A 21,276-nucleotide genomic window follows, 5' to 3' on the forward strand; every position below is an offset into this window, starting at 1 on the left:
GCCCTATTTTAAATTCAACGTTTTAATGCCATTCGCGGAAACAGCAATGCTTATACCATTGAACTGTGTGGCGTTTAAAAGCGCTGCTTTATCTTTTATCTGTGATACCTCGATGCCTTCATCAGCTTCGCAGTCCGATGGATTGGCATAAGGGTCCCGCATACTGGTAGGAAGTGGACGCTGTGCGCTTACCATCATACCGTTGTTGCCTAATGCATAGATCTTTGACTCTGAGCCAACGAGAATTGAGTTAAGCGTGCTGGTTGAACAAGTTTGAACGTACTCCCATTCCCCTTGGTTTCTATTCACGAAAATGTTACCGCGAAGCCCTACCGCTAACACCGTACTTTCATCTAACGGTTTGATATCGAAAAATGACCCAGTATAGTCAACGTAATAACGCTCCCAAGACTCCCCCATGTTAGTACTTTTTGCTAACAAACCCGCTTCACCCGCCATGTAAAGCGTATCACCGTCAAGGGTCACACGGTTTAAGTGAGGCAGAATGGACTCTAACTCTTGTTGATAAAAATCTTCGTCTTCCTTGCGAATTTCTTCGAGGTATTCTTGGTCCATTGGGTCAAGAAGACTGGCGTGTCTTTCTGCAGTCCACGTTTTTCCACCGTCTAGCGTTCGATAAAACAGGCCATAGGCACCAGTGGCTATACCTTGCTTTTCGTCAAAAAATAATACATCTAAAAACGGGCGTTGAAGGTCGGGTTGATAATTTTGAATTTCCCAAGTTTCGCCCTTGTCTGAAGAATGAAGAATGACAGCGTCGTGACCTACTGCCCAAATATTCTCACCTACAACAGTAGTAGCAGTAAGCGTTGATTGAGTAGGCACGAGTTTCTGATGAAAACTCTTGCCATCTTCCGATAATAAAACGTGACCGCGTTCACCGACAATAACGACAAATGAATTAGCGTCTATGTCCAAAAGAACTGATTGCTCAACCAATGGTGCCATGAATGCTTCTTCGGCAAGTGCAGTTGAAGAGTAGGTAACTGCGAAAGTGGCGGCAATGCACGCTGCAATGGTTTTTTTCATAATTAACCATTCCCCCTATTTATAATTGTCTGCATACAAAAACGGTTGGCATTTGCCAACCGTTTGTTGTGTAAGGCGATTAGCGCATACCTTCTCGTCGTAACGCTTGAGGCGTGAATTCCACGTCTCTAGGGCGTACGGTGAAGTCATACATCTCTTCTTCGTTGTCTAAGCCAATGGCCAAGTAACGTCGAGAGTTTAAGTCGTAATACGCGTCAAGCGTCGACCATTGTGTTGGTACTTCATAATAGTTCACACCATAAGCTACACCAACGCGATACAGTTCGCCACGATTATCATACATATCAGCAACTTGAATTTGCCAGCTATCTTCATCGATGAAGAATACGCGTTTTTGATAAATATGTCGGAACCCTTCTTTTAGCGTCGCTTCAACTACCCAAACACGGTGCTTTTCCCAGCGTGTTAAATCTGGATTAACGTGATTTGGCTTCAAAATATCCTCATATGAGGCATTATCTGAATGAAGTGCATAGTTGTTATAGGCAACAAACATTTCCTGCTTGCCAACAAGTTTCCAGTCATAACGGTTTGGAGAACCGTTAAACATATCAAAATCATCGGTAGTACGAAGACCGTCGGCTGCTGTTCCTGGCGTGTCATACGCGATATTTGGCGCGAGACGAACACGACGCTGTCCAGTGTTGTAAGTCCATGCTTTACGCGGCTCTTTGACCTGATCTACTGTTTCATGAACAAGTAGTGCAGTTCCCGCCAAGCGAGCGGGCTTAGTCACCTTTTGCTTAAACATGAACAAAATGTTGTCTTCTGTTAGCTTCTCCGGTGTAGCATCTTCTTCTGCGTACTTAATTAATAACTGCTCGTCAAAACCAATAACGTTGTAGTCACCGCCGGTAGTAACCGCCGCTTGGCCACCGTTGCGCTGAACCGCTTCGCCACGAAAGCGAAGGATGTGGTTCCAAATTGCCTCAAGACCGTTTTGAGGGATTGGGAAAGGAATACCCAAAACCGCGCCTTTAATACCATTACCGTCATCTAGCAGTTCGGCGCGTGTCGCATTTACCTTAGTAGCATCATAAATCGCTTGTGGATTTGACGCAGAACGGCGTGTTGGGTAAACCGGCATGCGGAACGTTTCAGGGTACGCTTCAAATAGCTTCTTCTGACCTTCTGATAAAAATTCTGCGTACTCTTTGTAGTTTTGAGCCGTAATTTCAAACAGCACTTTATCATCTGGATATGGATCAGGGTGATGGTCACCCACGGTATAACCTGAAGGTGCAGTAGTAATACCGCCAGTCCATGCTGGAATACTGCCGTCTGCATTTCCCGCTTTAACCGCACCTAATGGTGTTAAATCATTACCCAGTTTGTTTGCGTCTGCTTCAGACACTTTAGCCATCGCGCTTGCACCAGACAAGGCTAGTGACAAGGCTGCAGCGATAATTCCTACTTTTCTAATCATAAAAACCACTCTTAGATTGCGTATTTGATGTTAAATGAAATGAAGTCTCTGTCAGATAGCGCATTGGTTGTACCAATACCACCCCAGAATGCACTGTAAGACGCCGTTGCAGACCATTTGCTTAAATAGTCAAACGTGAAAGAAAGTGCAGCAGACTTAACATCTTCTGTGAAAAGGAATAATGGATCCGGCGTTGTACCTTCAACATCGTGCGAGAAGGTACCGCGAACGCGAAGGTTCATACCCGCGAATATTGAATTGTAATCAGCAACAGCTAACAAACGGTAACCCCATGCGTCGTCTGTTGCAAACGGGTTAGTTTCAGGGCCATCCGAAAGTCCAACGTGTAATCCCTCACGAGCATTGCCGTTGATTGGTTCTAGAGACGGTGTTCGTGCTGTGCCCGGTGCATTTAAACGAATTACGTCTGGATCTGGCATATCGACAACGTTCACATAACCTACTTCACCTAGAAGCACAAAGTTATCAGAGCCGAACTTAGGACCAAATACGTGTGACGCAGTAAACTGCATCTGCCATGTATCAGAGAATAGGAAACCTTCTGCAGTTTCACCTGGTCCTACAGCGCGACCAATGTTGTTTAGCTGTGATATACCTGCAAAATCAGGACGTAGGCCAGCATTCGCAAGCTGCTCAGGCATACCCATATAAAGCAGTTCAACATCGTCGATTTGTAATGGCTCATCAACACGATAGGCAAATTCCCCCGCAAGCGCCGTAGTGCCAATGTTGGTGTTAAAGCTCATACCATAAAGTTTGATATCTTCTGGGTAGTAGAACTCTGACTGAGTAAATGCACCCAGTTCAGTGATGTTGTCGCGAGTAACGGTATTAGACGCTAGGAACGCGAGATCCGCGCCAATTCCTTCAGCAGTAAAATCGGATGTCTTACCTGAAATAAGCGGGCGTTGGCTGTGGTAATTGATGTGATAGAAACTAAACTCTGTTTCATTCAAATTTTCAGCAAACCACGTCAAGCGTAAACCGTATTGACCCTGATCGTCCGCGTCATTGTGCGCTTCGTCAGAAAAACCGCGGATAGCCACTTTGGTTGGATAAGCAAGGTAGGCTTGCGAAATGTCAGCTGGATTAGCGCCAGAGCGAAGCAAATCGCCATATCCGTTTAACGCAGTGAGAAGGTGATCTAAGTCGATGTCTGGGTTACCACTGAAACCAAGCTGGATATTTTGGCGTTGACCGCCCTCACCCGCAAAATCGTTACCGGCAAAGTAGCTACCAGATACTGGAAGCCAGCTGCGTTCCCACTCGTATTGATAGTAACCAGAAATACTAACAGTATCTGTTAAACCTAATGACGCGTATACCATACCTACAGGAAGGAATACTTCTTTCAGTTCTGCGCCTGGTGCGCGTGCACGGGTAACGTCTACAGGGTTAGTAGTGTTAATACCATGCTGAATGAAAGTACTTTCACCCCAGCTGATTACCTGACGACCTACGCGAAGTGTAAGCGGCTTGTCGCCAATCCACCAATCACCATAGAAGAACGCATCATACAGACGTACGTCTGTACACAGTAAGTCTTCTGCTTCTGGGTCTTGGCACAAGTCGTATTGGTTACCCGTTATTGGGTTAGAGTATGGGCGGTCGCCATCCATCTGCTCGAAATCATAGAACCAGAATCCACGGGCGAAGAAACCATAGTCACCAAAATTAACGTCTAATTCATGGCTTCCTGAAATTTGCGTTGCAAATGCGTCACCTGGATCGTGCGCAAGGTTACCCAAATCACCGTTAGTTGAGTAACCGCCATCTGCCAGCGCCCACACGTCGGCACTTGGGTATATAGGGTTGAAAGCTGCGTGATAACCACTCCAATCGAATTGAGGGTGGTTACTGTTACCAATAAGGTCGTAATCTCGTGCCTCTGTTCGAATACTTGTAGCCAATGTAAATGTTGAATCTAAAGAAATACTTACATCACCCACTTGCCAGTTTGCAGCATGTACTGGTACTGCAGCAGCACCTAGCAGTGAGAGAACTCCCGCTGCTACCGGTGATATTTTAAAAGCGCTAGGCCCGTTTTTCATATTTTTATACTCCCAAGTCGATGTGACTTAATACGTGACATCATGACCAACCATAACGATTAACAAAATCATTACATCATTTTGCCATAACCGCAAGAACTAATCCTACCAGTTAACAAAATTTACAACATTAGTCGTATCAAATAGTTATTGCTTTATTGTGAGTATAAAAGGCATTTATAAAGTTGCAGAGAAATTGTACAAATTAATTGGAAATGCGGTGTTTAAGTTATTTTGGACTAGATAAAGGAAATTTCGGAACTTTATCTAACCTACTTCGATAGGTAAGCAAGTTATGAGATATTCTTATACTAAGAAATATTATCTGTAGGTCTGAAGAAGAAAAAGGCTCTACCCGAGCCTCTCAAAGGATTTAATTTTTTTGTTGGTATCAATAATCATCCTAAAACGACCTTTAATACCATCAGACGTAACAAATTGCCTGAGCCGGTTGGTCGGTACTTGGACGCTTAGGCCTGATTCACTCACCATGACCACATCTGGCATAGATGGAACATAAAGCACCTCACATTGCTTGTAAGGTGCATTTATTGAAAAGTAAAAAACCGAGTCAGTTTGGCTAATGGTTGTCATAAGCAAGGCTTTTACTTACTTTCTCAAACAAATCTTTACTTAAACCTTTGTGATTAAGCAAACGGCCAAGCTGTTGCTTCATATGAACTTGGTGTTCACTTGCATAGCCCTGCCATTGCGTCAGTGGCGTTACAATACGGGCGGCAACCTGTGGGTTGACCGCATCGAGCTTAAGTAAGTAATCGGTGACGAACTTATAGCCACTGCCATCCACTGCGTGGAACTTTTCGCTGTTATAGAAAGCAAAGCTACCAATCACCGAACGAACGCGATTTGGGTTACTCATCGCAAACTGCGGATGCTCACACAACATAGTGATAGTGGCAAAGATGTCGTCTCTATTTTGTGTAGCGTGAAGTGCGAACCATTTGTCCAAAACAAGCGGGTCGTGATTCCACGTTTCTTCAAATTGAGCCATTAAGCTATCGAAAGTGGAAGCGCTACAGTGCTGTGCGCTTCCTAGCGCTCCTAGTGTGTCAGTCATATTGTCAGCGGAGTCAAACTGAGAAACTACAATGTGCTCATGCTGTGGTAACCGAGCTAAGTGTGCAAGCACGACGTTTTTGCAGCGACGTTCGTTGATAGCGCTTTGTGTATAGCTATAAGCTTTCTGTTCTATGCTGTTGAAAATATCTAACAATTCTTTCTCTAAGCCACGTGCAAACTGGTCGCAAAACGCTTTTCGCGCTTTCGACAGTGCGGAAACGTTTATGTTGCTTCGGCTTTGGCACAGAGTCTCAAACGAAGGTATGACTAAACATTCACCTAGCAGCTCAAGGTTGTTTTGCTCTTGGGCAATAGCTTGCTTGATACCGTTCCAGATTTCATTGCTAATACCAGACTCCGGCGATTCCTCTAATTGCTTCACACAGCGGTCATACAACGTTTGCATTGCATCCCAACGATTAAATGGATCCTTCGCATGCTTAAATATAGTAAGTAAAGACTCTGTCCCCAATGGGTTTTCTACTTTCGCTGGCGCTGAGAAATTACCCAATACTACAGGTGTTAAATTAGTAGTTTTGGCTTCTACAGTAAAACGCATAGAGTCATCTTTTAAAATGACCATGCCGTTTTTAATGAGCGACTCGTTATCTGTGTAGCTTTTCCCCTCATCATCAATAATCTCGATATTTACAGGAATATACAGAGGAAGCTTTTCTTTCTGATCAGAGGTTGCAGGTGTGTGCTGCGACAATGTAAAGCTATGTTTTACAATGCCATCATCATTAACCTCAGTGCTGTGAGCGACAGAAATCACTGGCGTACCAGATTGACTATACCAGCGGGTAAACTGGGTTAAATCTATATCAGTAGCAGACTGCATTGCTGAAATGAAGTCATCACAGGTGACTGCCTGACCGTCGTGTCTTCTAAAGTACTCGTCCATACCACGTCTGAAGCCATCAGGCCCCAATAATGTGTGGAACATGCGAATAACTTCAGCGCCTTTGTCATAAACCGTCACCGTGTAGAAGTTGTTCATTTCGATGACTTCTTCTGGACGAATTGGGTGACTCATTGCACTCGCATCTTCTGCAAACTGGTGCTCTCGCATAACACGAACGTGCTTTATACGATTACTTAACGCCGAAGTCATATCAGCGCTGAACTGTTGGTCTCTAAATACAGTAAGCCCCTCTTTTAGGCTTAGCTGGAACCAATCGCGACAAGTAACCCGGTTGCCGGTCCAGTTGTGGAAGTACTCGTGCGCGATAACCGACTCAACATTGAAAAAGTCATCGTCGGTGGCACTTTTTTGGTCGGCTAATACAAACTTACTGTTAAATACATTTAAGCCCTTGTTTTCCATCGCTCCCATATTGAAGAAATCGACGGCAACAATCATATAGATATCTAAGTCGTACTCTAACCCGAACACATCTTCGTCCCACTTCATCGCCCGCTTTAGCGATTCTAGTGCGAAAATACCTTGAGACTTTTTGCCTTTATCAACATAAAGTTCTAGCGCAACCTCTTTACCGCTAGTGGTGGTATAGCTATCGGTAAGTAAATCGAAGTCACCGGCAACTAGAGCAAAAAGGTAGCAAGGTTTTGGATGTGGATCGTGCCATTTAACAAAATGCGTATTTTCGTCAACTTCGCCCTTGTCTACTGGGTTGCCATTGGCCAAAAGCATCGGTACTGACTTGTCGGCAACTACCGTCACTGTGTAGACCGACAAAACATCCGGGCGGTCCATGAAGTACGTAATGCGACGAAACCCTTCCGCTTCACACTGTGTACAATAGGCACCACCTGATAAATACAAGCCTTCCAGCGCTTTGTTGTGCTCAGGGGCAATGGTATTGGTAATTTCTAAGACGAACTCATCAAGTTCAGTAACTACGCTTAAAGCGCTATCTGTTACCGTGTATTCATTATCAGATAGGTACGTACCGTTAATAGAAATAGAATCTAGCGATAAATTATCGCCATCAAGTACTAAAGGAGTATCGTGCACGCCATTACGAGTGACGGACAACGTGCTGATAACTTTGGTTTGTGTTGGGTGTAGCGTTATATGTAGGTCAACTGTCGCTATTGAAAAAGCGGGCGGCTGGTAATCCGCCCGGCGTTTAGCTTGAACTGACATAGATCCTCCTGGAAGAAAGCCTACGTGGGTTTAATTGGAACTCTGCGTTAAACCGACTCTTTGCTGTTTACTTCAACATGCGGTGGCGTAATACGTAAAATCTTAATACCTAAATACGCATAAATAACAGCAAGGATCGGGTTGATTACGTTGAAGAATGCATAGAATACGTAATCAAATGGATTGACTAATAAAACACTGTGCATGTAAGCACCACAGGTGTTCCAAGGAATAAGTGGAGACGTAAGTGTGCCGCCGTCTTCAAGGCTTCGAGAAAGATTCAATTGGTCTAAACCACGCTTTTTGAATTCTTCTTTGTACATACGGCCTGGCATCACGATTGAAATATACTGATCTGCAGTAACCAGGTTGGTACCAAAACAAGTAAGAATGGTTCTGCTCACCATATCCCCTGCGGATTTTGCACCAATTAATATCGCAGAAACTGCACGCTTTAATAGGCCAACACGCTCTAATACGGCACCAAACGACATTGCACAGATGATCAACCAAATGGTATTTAACATAGAAGACATGCCACCACGAGAAAGTAAGCTATTTAAGTTCTCGTCAGGTGTTGAGAAGCTTACGCCATCGAATAGCGCAGTCCAAACTACCTTCAACGCGCCTACATTCACCGAGTCGTCACCACTTGCCATAGAAGTAACCACATCCCACTGGAAAACTACTGCCCAAACACCACCTAACAAAGCACCGATAAAAACAGCTGGAAACGCAGGCATCTTTTTAATCGCTAAGGTGAGCAAAACGACAAGGGGAATTAGCAAATGCCAACCCAAGTCAAAAGATTCATTTAACAGAAGCTGCATTTGCTCAATGCGTTCTGCTTTGGCTTCACCCACTTCACTAAAGCCTAGTACCGTAAATAGAATAAGCGCAATAACAAAGCTAGGAATCGTCGTCCAAAGCATGTAACGAATGTGGTCAAATAAATCCGTGCCCGCAACGGCAGGCGCTAAGTTTGTTGTTTCAGATAAGGGCGAAATTTTATCGCCAAAGTACGCACCTGAAACTACTGCGCCGGCGGTTATGGCTGCCGACATTTCCATGCCAGCAGAAACCCCCATTAGCGCTACACCCACAGTCGCCGCGGTAGTCCAAGAACTACCTATACTCATTGCAACAACCGCACAAATCAGACAAGCGGCAGCATAGAAAAACGAGGGGTTAAGCAACTCTAAACCGAAATAGATAAGCGTAGGCACGGTTCCAGCTAGCATCCATGTGCCAATAAGAGAACCTACCGCCAACAGAATTAAGCAGGCACCTAAAGACATAGAGATACCGTCTACAATGCCCTTTTCGATAGTTTTCCAGGTGTAGCCATTTTTCATTCCAATGATAGCAGCTAAGCCCATCGCTAAAAGAAGTGCAATTTGGTTTGGACCGTAAGAAGAGTTATCGGCAAACAAATAAACTGCGCTTCCCATCATTATGACTAACGCAAGAATAGGAAGCATTGCATCGAGAAGTGACGGCGTTTTTATTTCTTTATTCGTCATTGTCGTTTTTTAAAACCTTATTATTGTATTTGTAACGCGTTAAGCGTGCTGTCCGCTTTTTACCAGAATGCTTTAGAAAACTGAGCGGTAGAACATAAGCGCAATGATAACGGGACACACAAAGCGTACGTACCAAGGCCAAATTTTCCAGAAAATGCTGTGTTCAGCAAACTGATCACCTTGTTTAAGTTCATCGAGTATTGCATCTCTGCGCCACACCCAACCCGCGAAAATACACAAGGCGAGTCCTAGCAACGGTTGGCTATACTCGGTAGTTAATGCGATAACAAAGCCAAACAAGGTTTCAAAATTTAAAATGATGATGCAGCTTAATACAAAGATGACCGATGCCATCAATAGCACGGCTTTTTTACGTTGAAGACCTTTACTTTCTACCATAAACGCAACGGGAACTTCCAACATTGAAATTGAAGACGTGACGGCAGCAATCGCCATAAGCGCGAAAAAGGTAAAAGCAACGAAAAGACCTACGCTACCAATGGTATCAAACAGTGCTGGTAGCACTTTAAATATCAGCGTATCGCCTTGGATTAACGCGCCTTCCGGTGTGAAGATTTCAACGCCGTTGTTTAATGCAACGTACATGGCCGGGATAATAAGCATACCCGCAATAACCGCAACACCGATATCGACAAGCGCTACCGACGCACCAATGCTAGGTAGATTTTCATTTTTACTTAGGTATGAACCATAAACCAGCATAGTACCTACACCTAAAGACATTGAGAAAAAGGCTTGTCCCATGGCGTTTATTAATAAGTCTGGGTCTAAAACGCGAGAGAAGTCAGGTACTAAATATGCTGACCAACCTTCTACGGCACCAGGCTGTAGGCTCACATAAACAATCAATGCAAGTATGAGAATAACCAATGTAGGCATCAAACGCACTGACCACTTCTCAATGCCGGACTTTACACCACCGACAACGATAAATGCAGTTAAACCCATGAATAAGAAGCAGAAAATAATGTTACGCGTAACTGATGAAGTGAGTAGCCAGTCGCTAGCGCTCGTAAATCCCACCATGCTAACGGCAGCATCGGCGAAATAAACCAGCATCCATCCGCCGACAATGGCGTAGAATGCAAGGATAAGTGACACGGTAACACAGCCCCAAATGCCCGTTAGCCTTCCCACGAAATTGCCCGATATTTTACCTAAAGCGTCAACCATATTTGAACGTGAACTACGTCCGATTATCAGTTCTGCCATAAGTACGGGATAAGCGAGTACAAAAGCCAGCAGTAAGTATACGAGAACAAATGCTGCGCCACCGTTACTTGCTACCTTTGTAGGAAAGCCCCAAATATTACCTAGTCCTACTGCCGAGCCTGCCGCTGCTAGCACGAACCCTATTCGAGAGGAAAATTCGCCTCTGATAGCCATGTTATTTCCCTTTATTATTGTTTTAATAATTTATAGACACAAAAAAAGGGCTGGCCCTAGACCAGCCCTTTTTCCTAATCACTTAATTTCTTGTGATAGCGTAACGGCCTGTTTCGATCATATCGAATGTAATATTGGCTGCCTCGTCCAAGAATGGATCTAATTCTTCCATATCTTCAGGTAGATCGTCCAATGTTGTGACAGTTTCCATTCCCAATCGCTGTAAACGTTCGTTAGCACGAGCAAGCGACTTCTCTTCCGCCTCTTTCTTCTCGCCTTCACGTACAGATTTAACTAATGAGATGAAGTTCTTGTCTTTATTTTCCTTATATTCCTTTATGTCGTCTTGGATATAAGAAAACTCAGGATCTTGTAAAATACGTTTGTTGTGTTTCGCTGTTAAAACGTCAAGCGCAGCAGTGTCGTCTGCAAACGTTGTATAGTTAGCGCGATTGATACTGTCCCATGGCAACGCATTTTCCGCTTGGCTTTCTCCCCACTCAGCTGGTTCAACCGCCGATGGATAAAGAATGTCGGGAATAACGCCTTTATGCTGTGTGCTGCCGCCGTCAATGCGATAGAACTTGGCGATAGTAAACTGGACACTCCCTAATGGGTTATCGTAAAGGTCATAAATTTTACCTAAACCGCGATGCTGTTGCACTGTCCCTTTCCCGAAGGTTTGTTCACCTACGATGAGAGCACGGTTGTAGTCTTGCATCGCTGCCGCAAAAATCTCTGAAGCAGACGCGCTATATCTGTCAACTAATACGGTTAACGGGCCATCATACGCGACTTCGCCGTCTGTATCACGGTTAACGCTAATTTTGCTTTGACCGTATCGAATCTGAACCACGGGGCCTTTTTCGATAAATAAGCCAGTCAGTAACGTTGCTTCGGTTAGAGAACCACCGCCATTACCGCGCAAGTCTACAATAACGCCTTTAACATTTTGCGCTTTCAAGCTCTCTATTTCTTTAGCAACATCCATACTAAGGTTGTTGTAAAAACTTGGAATGGTGATTACACCTAAAGGCTCACCTGCGTGAGGGCCAGTCTCTGGCACATATACTTCCGATTTGGCTGCGCGATCTTCTAACTTAATTTTATCGCGAGTAAGGCTAACTACCGACGTGGTTTTCGCGTCCGTGGCTCCTTTTTCAACCTGTAGACGAACAGTACTTCCTTTCGGGCCTTTAATTAACTCGACCACTTCGTCCAATCGCCAACCAATCACATCAACGAACTCTTCGTCGTCTTGTGCTACGCCAACAATTTTATCTTCTGGTTTTATTGCGCCAGACTCGTCTGCTGGACCGCCAGGTACAACGCTTTTAATTACAGTGTAATCATCTTCACTTTGTAATACCGCACCAATACCTTCAAACGACAAGTTCATGTCCATTTGAAAGCGTTCAGCGTTACGCGGAGATAAGTAACTGGTGTGAGCTTCGATAGTACGTGCGAATGCGTTCATTGCAGTTTGAAAAACGTCTTCGCTCTTTGCTTGCTTAGTGCGCTTAATCGCTCGCGTATAGCGTTTAGTAAGAAGCTCTTTCGCCTCTTCCCATGTTTTGTCTGCAAGTATTAGATTCAACGCGTCGTATTTAACGCGTTGACGCCAAATTTCATCCAGCTCAGCTTTATTAACAGGCCATTCAGCATCTTCTCTGTCGTAAAAGAACTTATCGCCTTCTTTTTCAAAGTCGAACGGGCCTTTCTCTAACAGCGCAAGTGCAAACTCATAGCGCTCAATACGTCGTTTTGCGCTTACGTTGTACATATCATAGGCAACAGAGAGGTTGCCTTTACTCAGCGCATCATCAAACAATGTGCGGTATTTCTCAAAACCCACAACATCAGACAGCAATAACACTTGTTTATTGTGATCTAATGAATCGATGAATCGCTGGTAAACTCTAGCTGAGAGTGCATCATCCAACGAAATTTCCTTGTAGTGCGCCCTGGTAAAGAGTGCGCTTACTCGCTTAGCTGCAACACTGTGTTGAGATTCCTGCTGTAAAATAGGAAGCTCGTCTACCTCAGGTGTTGACGTAACTGCGCCTGCTCCTACCCCAACGGTAAGAAAAGCACTGGCGATGGAAATTCGAAGGATGTCTCTCATATTTTACGACCTCTTGGAGCGTGCCAAACGTAAAGCGTCTGCGTTTACTTTAACTACCATGCCTGAGTCTAATTGGACGTGAATGCCATCTTTAGCTACTTCGGTAATTACTGCAGGCATAGGTGTTTTACCTAATTTAACGGTAACTTGCGTACCTTGCTGTAAATCGCTATCTGTCAATTTCGCAGGTGGTGTATTGTTTGGTCTGTTATTTTTCGGTTTAGTTCCGCGCTTAGTATCAGCATGGTCCGAATTTGCAGATTTTTCACCTTTTGGACGATTAAATTGACGTTTATCTTTTCGCTTAGGCTGCTGAGCTAGCTTAGCTTTGCGCTTTTCAGCTGCTTTTGCTTTGCTTTCTTCTAACTGCTGCTGCGCATGATCAGCGTGTTCTTTTTCAATTGCATCGCCTTCAACGCCGTCTAAATCTACACGATTTGCACCTTCTTTGATGCTATGAAGATAGCGCCAGCTGTTGGTGTAATGTCGTAGTGTAGAACGAAGTAAGGTTTTGCTAACGCGTTCCTCTTCTTCTAAACGTGTGGCAAGATCTTGAAAAATACCGATCTTAAGTGGGCGGGCCTCGCCTTCAATGCTAAAACATTTCGGAAAGGTCTCTGCAAGGAAAGCTATCACTTCCTTACTGTTGGTAAACTTCTCTGGTGATTCCATTAACTTTCTAAATTATTCAAGAGATTTCATCGTTACTTGCATCATCCCAAGTTGCCAGCGTGTGGTCAACCCAATCAAGCAATTCGTCGTCATCTATTTCTAATAAATGCTTATCTTGTTGCCAAGATTCCCATGCGTAGTGCAAAATTTGCTCTAAACGCTGTGTTTCAATATCTTCTTCTGCATTGTCGTACACCGCATGTAAGATAAAATTTAAACGTTCAGATGCCTCATCTGGGTCATCATGAAAGTCTTCCATATCCTCATACGTCGATAAAACAACGTGAATATCAACACTGGATTTCATAATTATTTCTGCGAATCCATAAGAATTTGAGCAATTTCAACGAGCCCTTTTTCGTCTTCTTCGGTAAAGCGTTCAAAAACAGGGCTGTCGATATCAAGTACACCAACCAGCACATCGTTTAGTACTAGTGGAACAACAATCTCAGAGTTTGACGCAGCATCACAGGCAATGTGTCCTTCGAACTGATGAACGTCTGCTATACGCTGAACAGTTCTGGTACTTGCACTCGTTCCGCAAACGCCTTTTCCAAGTGGAATGCGGATACATGCTGGTTGCCCCTGAAATGGACCGAGTACCAACTGTTCTTCTTTATATAGATAAAAACCTGCCCAATTCACCTCTTCGAGGCTATTGAAAAGCAGCGCACTTATATTTGCCATGTTAGCGATAAGATCGTGCTCGCCAGAAACCAAGCTCTTTGCTTGATTTATTAACTGACCGTACTGTTGTTCTTTCAAACGAATTTCCTGCTATTGAACAATGTTAAAAGACACATTAACACGCGCCTCTATGCGCTCTTCGCCAGGTAAAGACATAGACATGTCTTTGGCAAAAGCTTCTGCGCGCATTACTGGAATCGGCATATTGCCACCAGATTCTGAGATTGCAACAACTTCACCTACTTCAATCTCTAATTCTTTTGCCAATAACTGTGCACGTTGCTTTGCGTCTTTTACCGCAGAGATAAGTGCTTTTTGATAGGCATCGCCTTCACCAACTGAAATAAAGTTGAATTGTTGTATGCGATCAACACCTCGTTTAAGCACGCCATCTAATACTTTGTCATAAGTTTCAAGGTCAGTAGATGTGACGGTGATATCTCGTGACAACGTGAAACCTTCTTGCTGACGGCCTTGAGGCGTATTGATATAGCGAGGTTGTAAGCGTACTTGCATACTCTGAATATGCTTTTCGTCTATACCTTGATTAAGCAAGAACTTAACAATAGAGCGCAGGTCCGAATCAAGCTGAGTGTTCAGTTTACCTACTGTATTACCTTCTTCTTCAACAACGAGTGTGACTGAATAAGCGTTTGGTGTCACTTCTACCGCTCCTACGCCTTGCACATTTATAACCGCTTCTTGTGCGGCCTGTGCAGAAACCATAGGTGCAGATAAGGCAATAAATGATGAAGCCAACAGTGCTTTTCTAATTACACCTTTAGCAATTGAATAAGAATTAGTACGCGTGATCATTTTCATAGTGATTCCTTTTTATGGTGCCTTTCAACTACGTTACCGAAAGGATAAATGTTTAAAACTGAATAGTTTATGAATATACGCAACGAGGGAAATCTTAGCACTGAACTGAGACGAGAAGAGATATAACTTCGCCGAGATGTGCTGTTAATGAGGCAAGACCCAAAAATGGATAACTATTACTAGTCAACTTGATGTAGAACCACTGTACCTGCAGTAAGACGCTGCGTTTACGAACATTTTAAATCTCGCTGAGTGGGTAATGCCTATGCGGACTGGTATCAAAGCGCGATGTTAAATTGGTTTTATATGCTAAATGGTTAAAAGCCAACCGTTCAGCTAAGCATCTCGCTGAACGTGTTGACTGAAAAGATTAAAAAGGCCCTAGGCTTTTTACTTAAGCACAGTGCGCAACGCAGCAAGGCAGTGATCGACATTACGGGGTTTACATGCGTATCCCATAAGACCAATTCGCCATACTTTACCGGCATGATCGCCTAAACCGGCGCCGATTTCTAAATTGAAATCTTCAAGCAACTGCTTGCGAACGGCAGCATCGTCTACGCCGTCTGGAATTTTAACTACATTTAATTGAGGCAAACGATAAGCACTGTCTACCGTTAGCTCTAACCCAAGTTCACTTAGACCCTGCGCAAGTTTTTCATGACCCAATGCATGACGCTGCCACGCATTTTCTAAGCCTTCTTCTTTTAAAATCAGAAGTGCTTCGTACATAGCGTACATACTGTTGACAGGTGCGGTATGGTGGTAGGCACGTTTGGCGCCCTGCCCCCAATAACCAACAATCAAGTTCATGTCTAGAAACCAGCTTTGCACTTTTGTTTTTCGGTTTTGAATAACGTTAACTGCTCTTTCACTAAATGAAACAGGAGAAATACCCGGCACGCAACTCAAACACTTTTGTGAACCTGAATAAATAGCGTCAATGCCCCAACCGTCAACATCTAACTCGATACCTCCAAGAGAGGTAACTGCATCAACAATGCTAAGACAATCATACTTTTTAGCCAGCTCACAAAGCGCTTTGGCTTCATTGCGTACGCCGGTAGATGTTTCAGCATGCACAAAAGCTAGGATCTTAATATCCGGATTTGCTTTAAGGGTGTCTTCTACCACATTGAGGTCAGTTTGCTCGCCCCATGTATTGTTGACAGTAATAGCCTCACCACCACAACGTTCTACGTTTTCGACCATGCGATTGCCAAATACGCCGTTAATACACACGAGTACCTTATCGCCTGGTTCTACAAGATTAACAAAACATGCCTCCATTCCTGCTGAGCCCGGAGCAGAAATAGGCATAGTAAGTGCGTTCTCAGTTTTAAATGCATACTGTAAAAGCTGTTTGGTTTGGTCCATTAACTCAATGAATAATGGATCGAGATGACCCAGGGTGGGTCTCGCCATGGCGTTTAGAATTCTGGGGTTAACATCGGATGGTCCTGGACCCATCAGAGTCCGTTCAGGGGGAATAAAAGTAGAAAATGATTGCATAATCCATCCTCGTATTAATGTAAGAGCCTGTTTTTAGAGTCAGTATCACGCATATTTAGCATGAACGTTGACGTCATACTACAAGGATAATGGCATGGTACAACCGTCTGTTTTCAACATAACTTACATGAATGAAAGTATGTCAATTTATTTAACAAGGGTATACATTAACAACGCTTCATCACGTGGATAAAATGTGTGCAAGATGTGAATATAAAATGTATACCTTTTTTGCTCGAAAAGCATCACATCCGACCAGTCTTTAGTCCATTGATTACTAACGTATAAGTTCTACAATTTAATTGACGTTGAGATTGTAAGATAAAATTCACACAAAAATTGTTTATAATTTAAACAAATATATTCTATACTCATTGTCCGTTTAAAAGATTTTATTTAAACTCTCCTGTGTAAAAGTTAGCGCACGGCTCAGCAATGAGCCATTCCCCTAGGCCCGGAACGTTTGTTCTGGGCATTTTTTATGGGGATTCAAAATGTTGCGGCCAGCCTAGTCTCAAATTTCATCTATCAACTGGCTGTAATGATGACTTATATGTTTTGGCGTTATCCACGTAATGTTCAGCGGACGCTTTTAGTTTGGGTTCGATCTTCTCATCAAACGTTCTAATGACTTTACCAGGCGCTCCAACTACTAAACTGTAATCTGGAATTTCCATGTTTTCCGTTATCAAAGCGTTAGCGCCAATGATGCAGTACTTTCCAATTTTTGCACCGTTTAATACGACAGCGTTAATGCCTATCAAGGAATAGTCACCAATCTCGCAGCCGTGAAGCATGACTTTATGTCCTACTGTTACCCCTTCACCTAGCACTAAGGGAATACCTGCATCGGTGTGTAATACGCTGCCATCTTGAATATTCGTATTTTCACCAACGGTTATCTTGTCCATATCGCCGCGTATAACCGCATTGAACCAAACGCTTGAACCCACTTTGAGTTCAACATTACCAATAACATGTGCGCCTGGCGCTATAAACGTACTTTCATCAACCAGCGGTGATGTAGAACCTAATTTGTAACGCATTACCCTCTCCCTATTCGTCTACTTTTCTCATTAATCCTTCTTGCATGGTTGACGCGACAAGTTCACCATTTTGGTTAAATATTTGTCCGCGTACCAAACCTCTAGAGCCTCCGCTAAAAGGACTTTCCATTGCATACAATAACCATTCGTTCATATTGATTGGGCGGTGGAACCACATAGCATGGTCTATCGTTGCGATTCGAAGTGATTTATCGGTTACCGCAACTCCGTGTGGTTGAAGCGACGTGCTGAGAAAATGATAATCTGACGCGTAAGCAAGCGCAGCTTGATGAACAGTCAGTGATGCATTCATTGTGTCTCTTGCTTTTAACCAGATATAACGCGTAGGTTCGCGTTTCGCTGAATGGTAAGAGTTAGCTGCATCTACAGTGCGGATGTCTACAGGCTTATGATAGCTCAACGCTTCTTGCATAGGCCGCGCAATTTTATTGAAGTTGGCTTCATAAAATTCAATGTCAGACTGCACATCTTCAGGCGCAGGCACTTCTGGCATTGTTGGGTTTTGATGCTCCATGCCATCTTGAGGAACTTGAAAAGACGCTGTCATGTAGAAAATATTTCTACCATCCTGAATGGCTTTAACCCGTCTAGCAGAGAAACTTCTGCCATCTCGCACTACTTCAACATCGTAAACTACAGGTTTTTTAGCATCGCCTGGTAATAAAAAATAAGTGTGGAATGAGTGTGCGACTCTACCAGCCTCCACTGTTTCGTATGCAGCTGCTAACGCTTGCCCCAAAACTTGTCCACCAAACAAGGCGCGGAAGCCTAAATCCCAGCTTTGACCTCGATAGATGCCAGCTTCCACTGTTTCGAGTTCAAAAAGTGACGTTAGTTTAATCTCAGACATGTTGTACTTTCTCTTCAATTACTGCTTTTGGGTTTCGCGGGTAATACTTCTCAGGCAATTTTGCTTTATGCTCAAAAAAGCGCGTATCTTTATAGGGTAACTTCATAAACCCTGAAATGCCTAGCCCTTTTATTTTTGGAATTTGCTGAACGAGCTGCGCTAATAATGCGTGGAAGCGCTCTTCTTGGCTGTGATCAAGCAAGGTGTAATAGTTGTGAATTTTCAAATGCCGCGGTAATGCTTCAAATATAATACAACCAGTGTGATGTATTGTATTAAGTTGAACGATGGTATCGATAATCTCCTGAGGCAGCTTTAATAATTCGTCTGGATCATCGCCATCTTCGAAATATGAGTGAGTGCGGCTTTCATCCTTTTGTGCAGAAACCCGCGATAGTTCGTAGGGAATAAACATGGTGCCTGCTGGTTTAAAGTCTTCATCTTCACTTTCGCGTTCAATGTGCAACGTGTTTTTGGCGTTGAACATACAACATTTGAACACCGCGGGCTTATGAATAGCCCTTGCTAAATTGATGACATTATTCACTGCTAAATCAAACGCAGTTTTCATTGATTCATCATACAAGTTCAAGCTTGAATCGACATATATACCTTCTGGCTCCCAGCGCACAGCCATACCGCCTACTACAGGGTAACGGCCTAGTCTGCTTATTGCAGAAACAAATGCTTTTTCGGTATCCCCCATGCCCTGTAGATAGTTTTTGTAGTAGCGGTCAAATTGCGCATCGTCTATATAACGAAGTTCCTCTACGTCTTTTTCATCTAATGAGTCAGACAGTCTAGCCTGTTGGCGTAGGTAAGATTTTCGAGAGCTGTAAACAACGGTTTCAATATCAGCACGGTTGTGAGTGTGGGCCAGCCATGTAGGGATTAACGGTGTATATTGTGTTGGCTTGTCTTGCGTGAAAACCATATTCTTCAAAACGTGTAGATGATTAAACAGGTAATCTCCGCCCTGTCTTCTCTTTTCAGGATCTTCACTGAGCATGTGTTCAAGGATATTAGCAAGCATTTTGGGAAGGCCAAGGGATGAAGGTGTAATAACCTTGCTTCCATAACGACACGATTGCCCTGATGCCAGTGCATATAATGTACTGGCCAAGCCTTGTTCATCGAAGCGGGGGCTGGAGAGTGCGCCATTAAGCTGCTCCTCGCCAATAAAATAAACATCGCCAAGTCGAGCGTTGGTTTGATGCAGTTCACCCGACATTAAATCCATTACATTGTTACCCACATACTGCCCAGTGATGTCAGTCTGTGCGAAGACTGAAGAGCCCCAATCGATCAATCCAACCGATTCATTTTCGGCATCCCAAACCAAATTCGAGGGTTTTATGTCTCCGTGCACAATGGGTTTAATTTCTCCATTTTCACTGTATTGACGAAAACTGGATAAAAGTTCACCGACCTGAACTGCGATTTTGACGATAATACGGGGCGAAAGTGGGCCTGTTTTCAAGCTGACTTTTTCTAGGTCTTCGCCAGGTGCGCGACCCATAACTAAGATGGATTGTTTTCGTATTTGTTGATATTCAATAAACCGCGGCACAAACTCGTGATTAACGTGAGAAAGCATAAAAGCTTCCTCTTCTAGTCTATCTTGCACATGCTGCGGCAACGTAATTCGTGAAAACTTAAATACCCGTGATTCGCCGCTTGGCGCGTTCCCTGCAAACGCAAACCCAAAGGCTCCTTTCCCTAAAAGCTCGATGTCACTGTACCCCAACCCTTCTAACTGTGAGATACAAAGGTTTACCCAGTCTTTTAACTTTTTCGCATCCGCATGTGATAGCAGATATATCGACTGCTCATCGGGTATATAGAAATGTTTTAGGCCTTTGAGTTGCGACATGTTTTTTACTTCACGCTTTTAGTGACTTATTTGAAACGGATTAATCAGCAACAATACGCTTACCATTGTTAGACTTTACAGTCATTGGTTAATTATCTTCGTTTATCCAGCTAACTTGCGATGTAGCGTGATAACCTGCTTCATTTTCACCTAGCATACCAACAACGCTTTCTAACGCACTTTTTAAATTAGTATCTAGCTGCCAAGGCGGGTTTAAAACGAATACGCCAGAACCATACATTCCAGAATCTGGGGTATTTTCTGCCACCTGTATTTCTGCTTTAAAACAAGGTTTACCCATTGCTGAAAGCTTTTCACACATAGCTTCACTCGCACCACTTTTGGCGCCAGCCCTCTCTGACAATAGTGGATACCACACTACGATTTGTGCCTGCTGCCAGCGTTTAAATACCTGTTCCACACCCTTAACAAGGTCGCTATATTCATTCACGCGCTCATAAGGCGGGTCGATTAAAATAGCACCGCGATTGGGTTTAGGTGGCGTGAGTGCGCGAAGCCCTTCATATCCGTCTCGTTTATGTACGTGGCTATTAAGGGTACGTAAACGGGATACGTTTTTGTCTAGTTTATCGAATTCCGCAGGGTGAAGTTCCATAAGGTGTAAGTTATCACCGTCCCTTTTTGCCTTTGCGCTTATTGCCGGTGAGCCCGGATATTGCCGCTGCGCTAAAAAAGGTTCACACAACGATAAATAGTCGGCCAACAAGCCTGGCAAGTCCTGAGCGCCTTTGTCATCTGAAAGTAAACGGGAAATACCTGTCTCGTACTCTTTATTTTTTGACGACATGGCATCGGTTAGATCGTACGCGCCCGCGCCTGCGTGGGTGTCGAAAAGCGTAAAAGGTTTATCTTTTTTCTTTAATGCGTTTATTACGCCAATCCAACAAAGATGTTTAATGACATCAGCATGGTTTCCCGCATGAAAGGCGTGTTGATAACTAAGCACAAAACCTCAGTA

17 protein-coding genes are annotated in these 21,276 nt (G+C 43.7%); all 17 read right to left on the reverse strand.

Annotation, left to right across the window (positions count from 1 at the left end; genetic code table 11):
- Positions 1-3: 3 nt before the first annotated feature.
- The 17 genes from RJ41_RS10300 to RJ41_RS10380 all read right to left on the reverse strand — a co-directional run bounded on the left by RJ41_RS10300 (position 4) and on the right by RJ41_RS10380 (position 21,264).
- Positions 4-1,050 carry a WD40/YVTN/BNR-like repeat-containing protein gene (locus tag RJ41_RS10300; RefSeq protein ID WP_039220188.1) on the reverse strand — a complete coding sequence of 349 codons (1,047 nt, stop codon included), beginning with the start codon at positions 1,048-1,050 and terminating at the stop codon, positions 4-6.
- A gap of 79 nt (positions 1,051-1,129) precedes the next feature.
- Positions 1,130-2,497 carry a DUF1329 domain-containing protein gene (locus RJ41_RS10305; protein WP_039220191.1) on the reverse strand — a complete coding sequence of 456 codons (1,368 nt, stop codon included), beginning with the start codon at positions 2,495-2,497 and terminating at the stop codon, positions 1,130-1,132.
- An 11-nt stretch (positions 2,498-2,508) separates the two neighbouring features.
- Complete coding sequence (locus RJ41_RS10310) at positions 2,509-4,569, reverse strand: DUF1302 domain-containing protein (protein ID WP_039220194.1); 2,061 nt, start codon at positions 4,567-4,569, stop codon at positions 2,509-2,511.
- 351 nt (positions 4,570-4,920) lie between these two features.
- Complete coding sequence (locus RJ41_RS19495; RefSeq protein WP_039220196.1) at positions 4,921-5,163, reverse strand: DUF2835 family protein; 243 nt, start codon at positions 5,161-5,163, stop codon at positions 4,921-4,923.
- Complete coding sequence (gene pepN / locus RJ41_RS10320) at positions 5,150-7,759, reverse strand: aminopeptidase N (RefSeq protein ID WP_039220198.1); 2,610 nt, start codon at positions 7,757-7,759, stop codon at positions 5,150-5,152. The genes RJ41_RS19495 and pepN overlap by 14 nt, the downstream gene beginning before the upstream one ends.
- A gap of 47 nt (positions 7,760-7,806) precedes the next feature.
- Positions 7,807-9,282 carry a Na+/H+ antiporter NhaC gene (gene nhaC, locus RJ41_RS10325; RefSeq protein WP_039220200.1) on the reverse strand — a complete coding sequence of 492 codons (1,476 nt, stop codon included), beginning with the start codon at positions 9,280-9,282 and terminating at the stop codon, positions 7,807-7,809.
- Between the two features lie 72 nt (positions 9,283-9,354).
- Positions 9,355-10,689 (reverse strand): sodium-dependent transporter, encoded by a 1,335-nt coding sequence (locus tag RJ41_RS10330; RefSeq protein WP_014949544.1) that lies wholly within the window; start codon positions 10,687-10,689, stop codon positions 9,355-9,357.
- 82 nt (positions 10,690-10,771) lie between these two features.
- Positions 10,772-12,814, reverse strand: a complete 2,043-nt coding sequence (prc, locus tag RJ41_RS10335; RefSeq protein WP_039220205.1) for a carboxy terminal-processing peptidase — start codon at positions 12,812-12,814, stop codon at positions 10,772-10,774.
- 3 nt (positions 12,815-12,817) lie between these two features.
- Positions 12,818-13,486: an RNA chaperone ProQ gene (gene proQ / locus RJ41_RS19075; RefSeq protein ID WP_039220208.1), complete on the reverse strand. Its 669-nt coding sequence runs from the start codon at positions 13,484-13,486 to the stop codon at positions 12,818-12,820.
- A 16-nt stretch (positions 13,487-13,502) separates the two neighbouring features.
- Positions 13,503-13,793, reverse strand: a complete 291-nt coding sequence (locus RJ41_RS10345; RefSeq protein WP_014949541.1) for a hypothetical protein — start codon at positions 13,791-13,793, stop codon at positions 13,503-13,505.
- A gap of 2 nt (positions 13,794-13,795) precedes the next feature.
- Positions 13,796-14,251 (reverse strand): GAF domain-containing protein, encoded by a 456-nt coding sequence (locus tag RJ41_RS10350; RefSeq protein ID WP_014949540.1) that lies wholly within the window; start codon positions 14,249-14,251, stop codon positions 13,796-13,798.
- Positions 14,252-14,263: 12 nt separating this feature from the next.
- Complete coding sequence (locus tag RJ41_RS10355) at positions 14,264-14,995, reverse strand: SIMPL domain-containing protein (protein WP_039220212.1); 732 nt, start codon at positions 14,993-14,995, stop codon at positions 14,264-14,266.
- A 390-nt stretch (positions 14,996-15,385) separates the two neighbouring features.
- On the reverse strand, positions 15,386-16,507 hold the full coding sequence (locus RJ41_RS10360) for a pyridoxal-phosphate-dependent aminotransferase family protein (RefSeq protein ID WP_039220215.1): 1,122 nt from the start codon (positions 16,505-16,507) through the stop codon (positions 15,386-15,388).
- Between the two features lie 521 nt (positions 16,508-17,028).
- Positions 17,029-17,553 (reverse strand): gamma carbonic anhydrase family protein, encoded by a 525-nt coding sequence (locus RJ41_RS10365; protein WP_039220216.1) that lies wholly within the window; start codon positions 17,551-17,553, stop codon positions 17,029-17,031.
- A gap of 10 nt (positions 17,554-17,563) precedes the next feature.
- Complete coding sequence (gene tesB, locus RJ41_RS10370; RefSeq protein ID WP_039220218.1) at positions 17,564-18,424, reverse strand: acyl-CoA thioesterase II; 861 nt, start codon at positions 18,422-18,424, stop codon at positions 17,564-17,566.
- Positions 18,417-20,297 carry a protein kinase domain-containing protein gene (locus RJ41_RS10375; protein WP_039220221.1) on the reverse strand — a complete coding sequence of 627 codons (1,881 nt, stop codon included), beginning with the start codon at positions 20,295-20,297 and terminating at the stop codon, positions 18,417-18,419. The genes tesB and RJ41_RS10375 overlap by 8 nt, the downstream gene beginning before the upstream one ends.
- Positions 20,298-20,385: 88 nt before the next feature.
- Entirely contained in the window at positions 20,386-21,264 is an 879-nt protein-coding gene (locus RJ41_RS10380; protein ID WP_039220224.1) for a 23S rRNA (adenine(2030)-N(6))-methyltransferase RlmJ, read from the reverse strand.
- Positions 21,265-21,276: the final 12 nt, after the last annotated feature.

Source organism: Alteromonas marina (assembly GCF_000808575.1).
Lineage (GTDB): Bacteria > Pseudomonadota > Gammaproteobacteria > Enterobacterales > Alteromonadaceae > Alteromonas > Alteromonas marina_A.

What these genes read in the sequence shown, in the direction of transcription:
- RJ41_RS10345 (WP_014949541.1), bottom strand. Translation starts at nt 13,793, where the DNA reads ATGAAATCCAGTGTTGATATTCACGTTGTTTTATCGACGTATGAGGAT.
- pepN (WP_039220198.1), bottom strand. Translation starts at nt 7,759, where the DNA reads ATGTCAGTTCAAGCTAAACGCCGGGCGGATTACCAGCCGCCCGCTTTT.
- RJ41_RS19495 (WP_039220196.1), bottom strand. Translation starts at nt 5,163, where the DNA reads ATGACAACCATTAGCCAAACTGACTCGGTTTTTTACTTTTCAATAAAT.
- RJ41_RS10300 (WP_039220188.1), bottom strand. Translation starts at nt 1,050, where the DNA reads ATGAAAAAAACCATTGCAGCGTGCATTGCCGCCACTTTCGCAGTTACC.
- RJ41_RS10310 (WP_039220194.1), bottom strand. Translation starts at nt 4,569, where the DNA reads ATGAAAAACGGGCCTAGCGCTTTTAAAATATCACCGGTAGCAGCGGGA.
- tesB (WP_039220218.1), bottom strand. Translation starts at nt 18,424, where the DNA reads ATGTCTGAGATTAAACTAACGTCACTTTTTGAACTCGAAACAGTGGAA.
- RJ41_RS10360 (WP_039220215.1), bottom strand. Translation starts at nt 16,507, where the DNA reads ATGCAATCATTTTCTACTTTTATTCCCCCTGAACGGACTCTGATGGGT.
- prc (WP_039220205.1), bottom strand. Translation starts at nt 12,814, where the DNA reads ATGAGAGACATCCTTCGAATTTCCATCGCCAGTGCTTTTCTTACCGTT.
- proQ (WP_039220208.1), bottom strand. Translation starts at nt 13,486, where the DNA reads ATGGAATCACCAGAGAAGTTTACCAACAGTAAGGAAGTGATAGCTTTC.
- RJ41_RS10375 (WP_039220221.1), bottom strand. Translation starts at nt 20,297, where the DNA reads ATGTCGCAACTCAAAGGCCTAAAACATTTCTATATACCCGATGAGCAG.
- RJ41_RS10305 (WP_039220191.1), bottom strand. Translation starts at nt 2,497, where the DNA reads ATGATTAGAAAAGTAGGAATTATCGCTGCAGCCTTGTCACTAGCCTTG.
- nhaC (WP_039220200.1), bottom strand. Translation starts at nt 9,282, where the DNA reads ATGACGAATAAAGAAATAAAAACGCCGTCACTTCTCGATGCAATGCTT.
- RJ41_RS10365 (WP_039220216.1), bottom strand. Translation starts at nt 17,553, where the DNA reads ATGCGTTACAAATTAGGTTCTACATCACCGCTGGTTGATGAAAGTACG.
- RJ41_RS10355 (WP_039220212.1), bottom strand. Translation starts at nt 14,995, where the DNA reads ATGAAAATGATCACGCGTACTAATTCTTATTCAATTGCTAAAGGTGTA.
- RJ41_RS10330 (WP_014949544.1), bottom strand. Translation starts at nt 10,689, where the DNA reads ATGGCTATCAGAGGCGAATTTTCCTCTCGAATAGGGTTCGTGCTAGCA.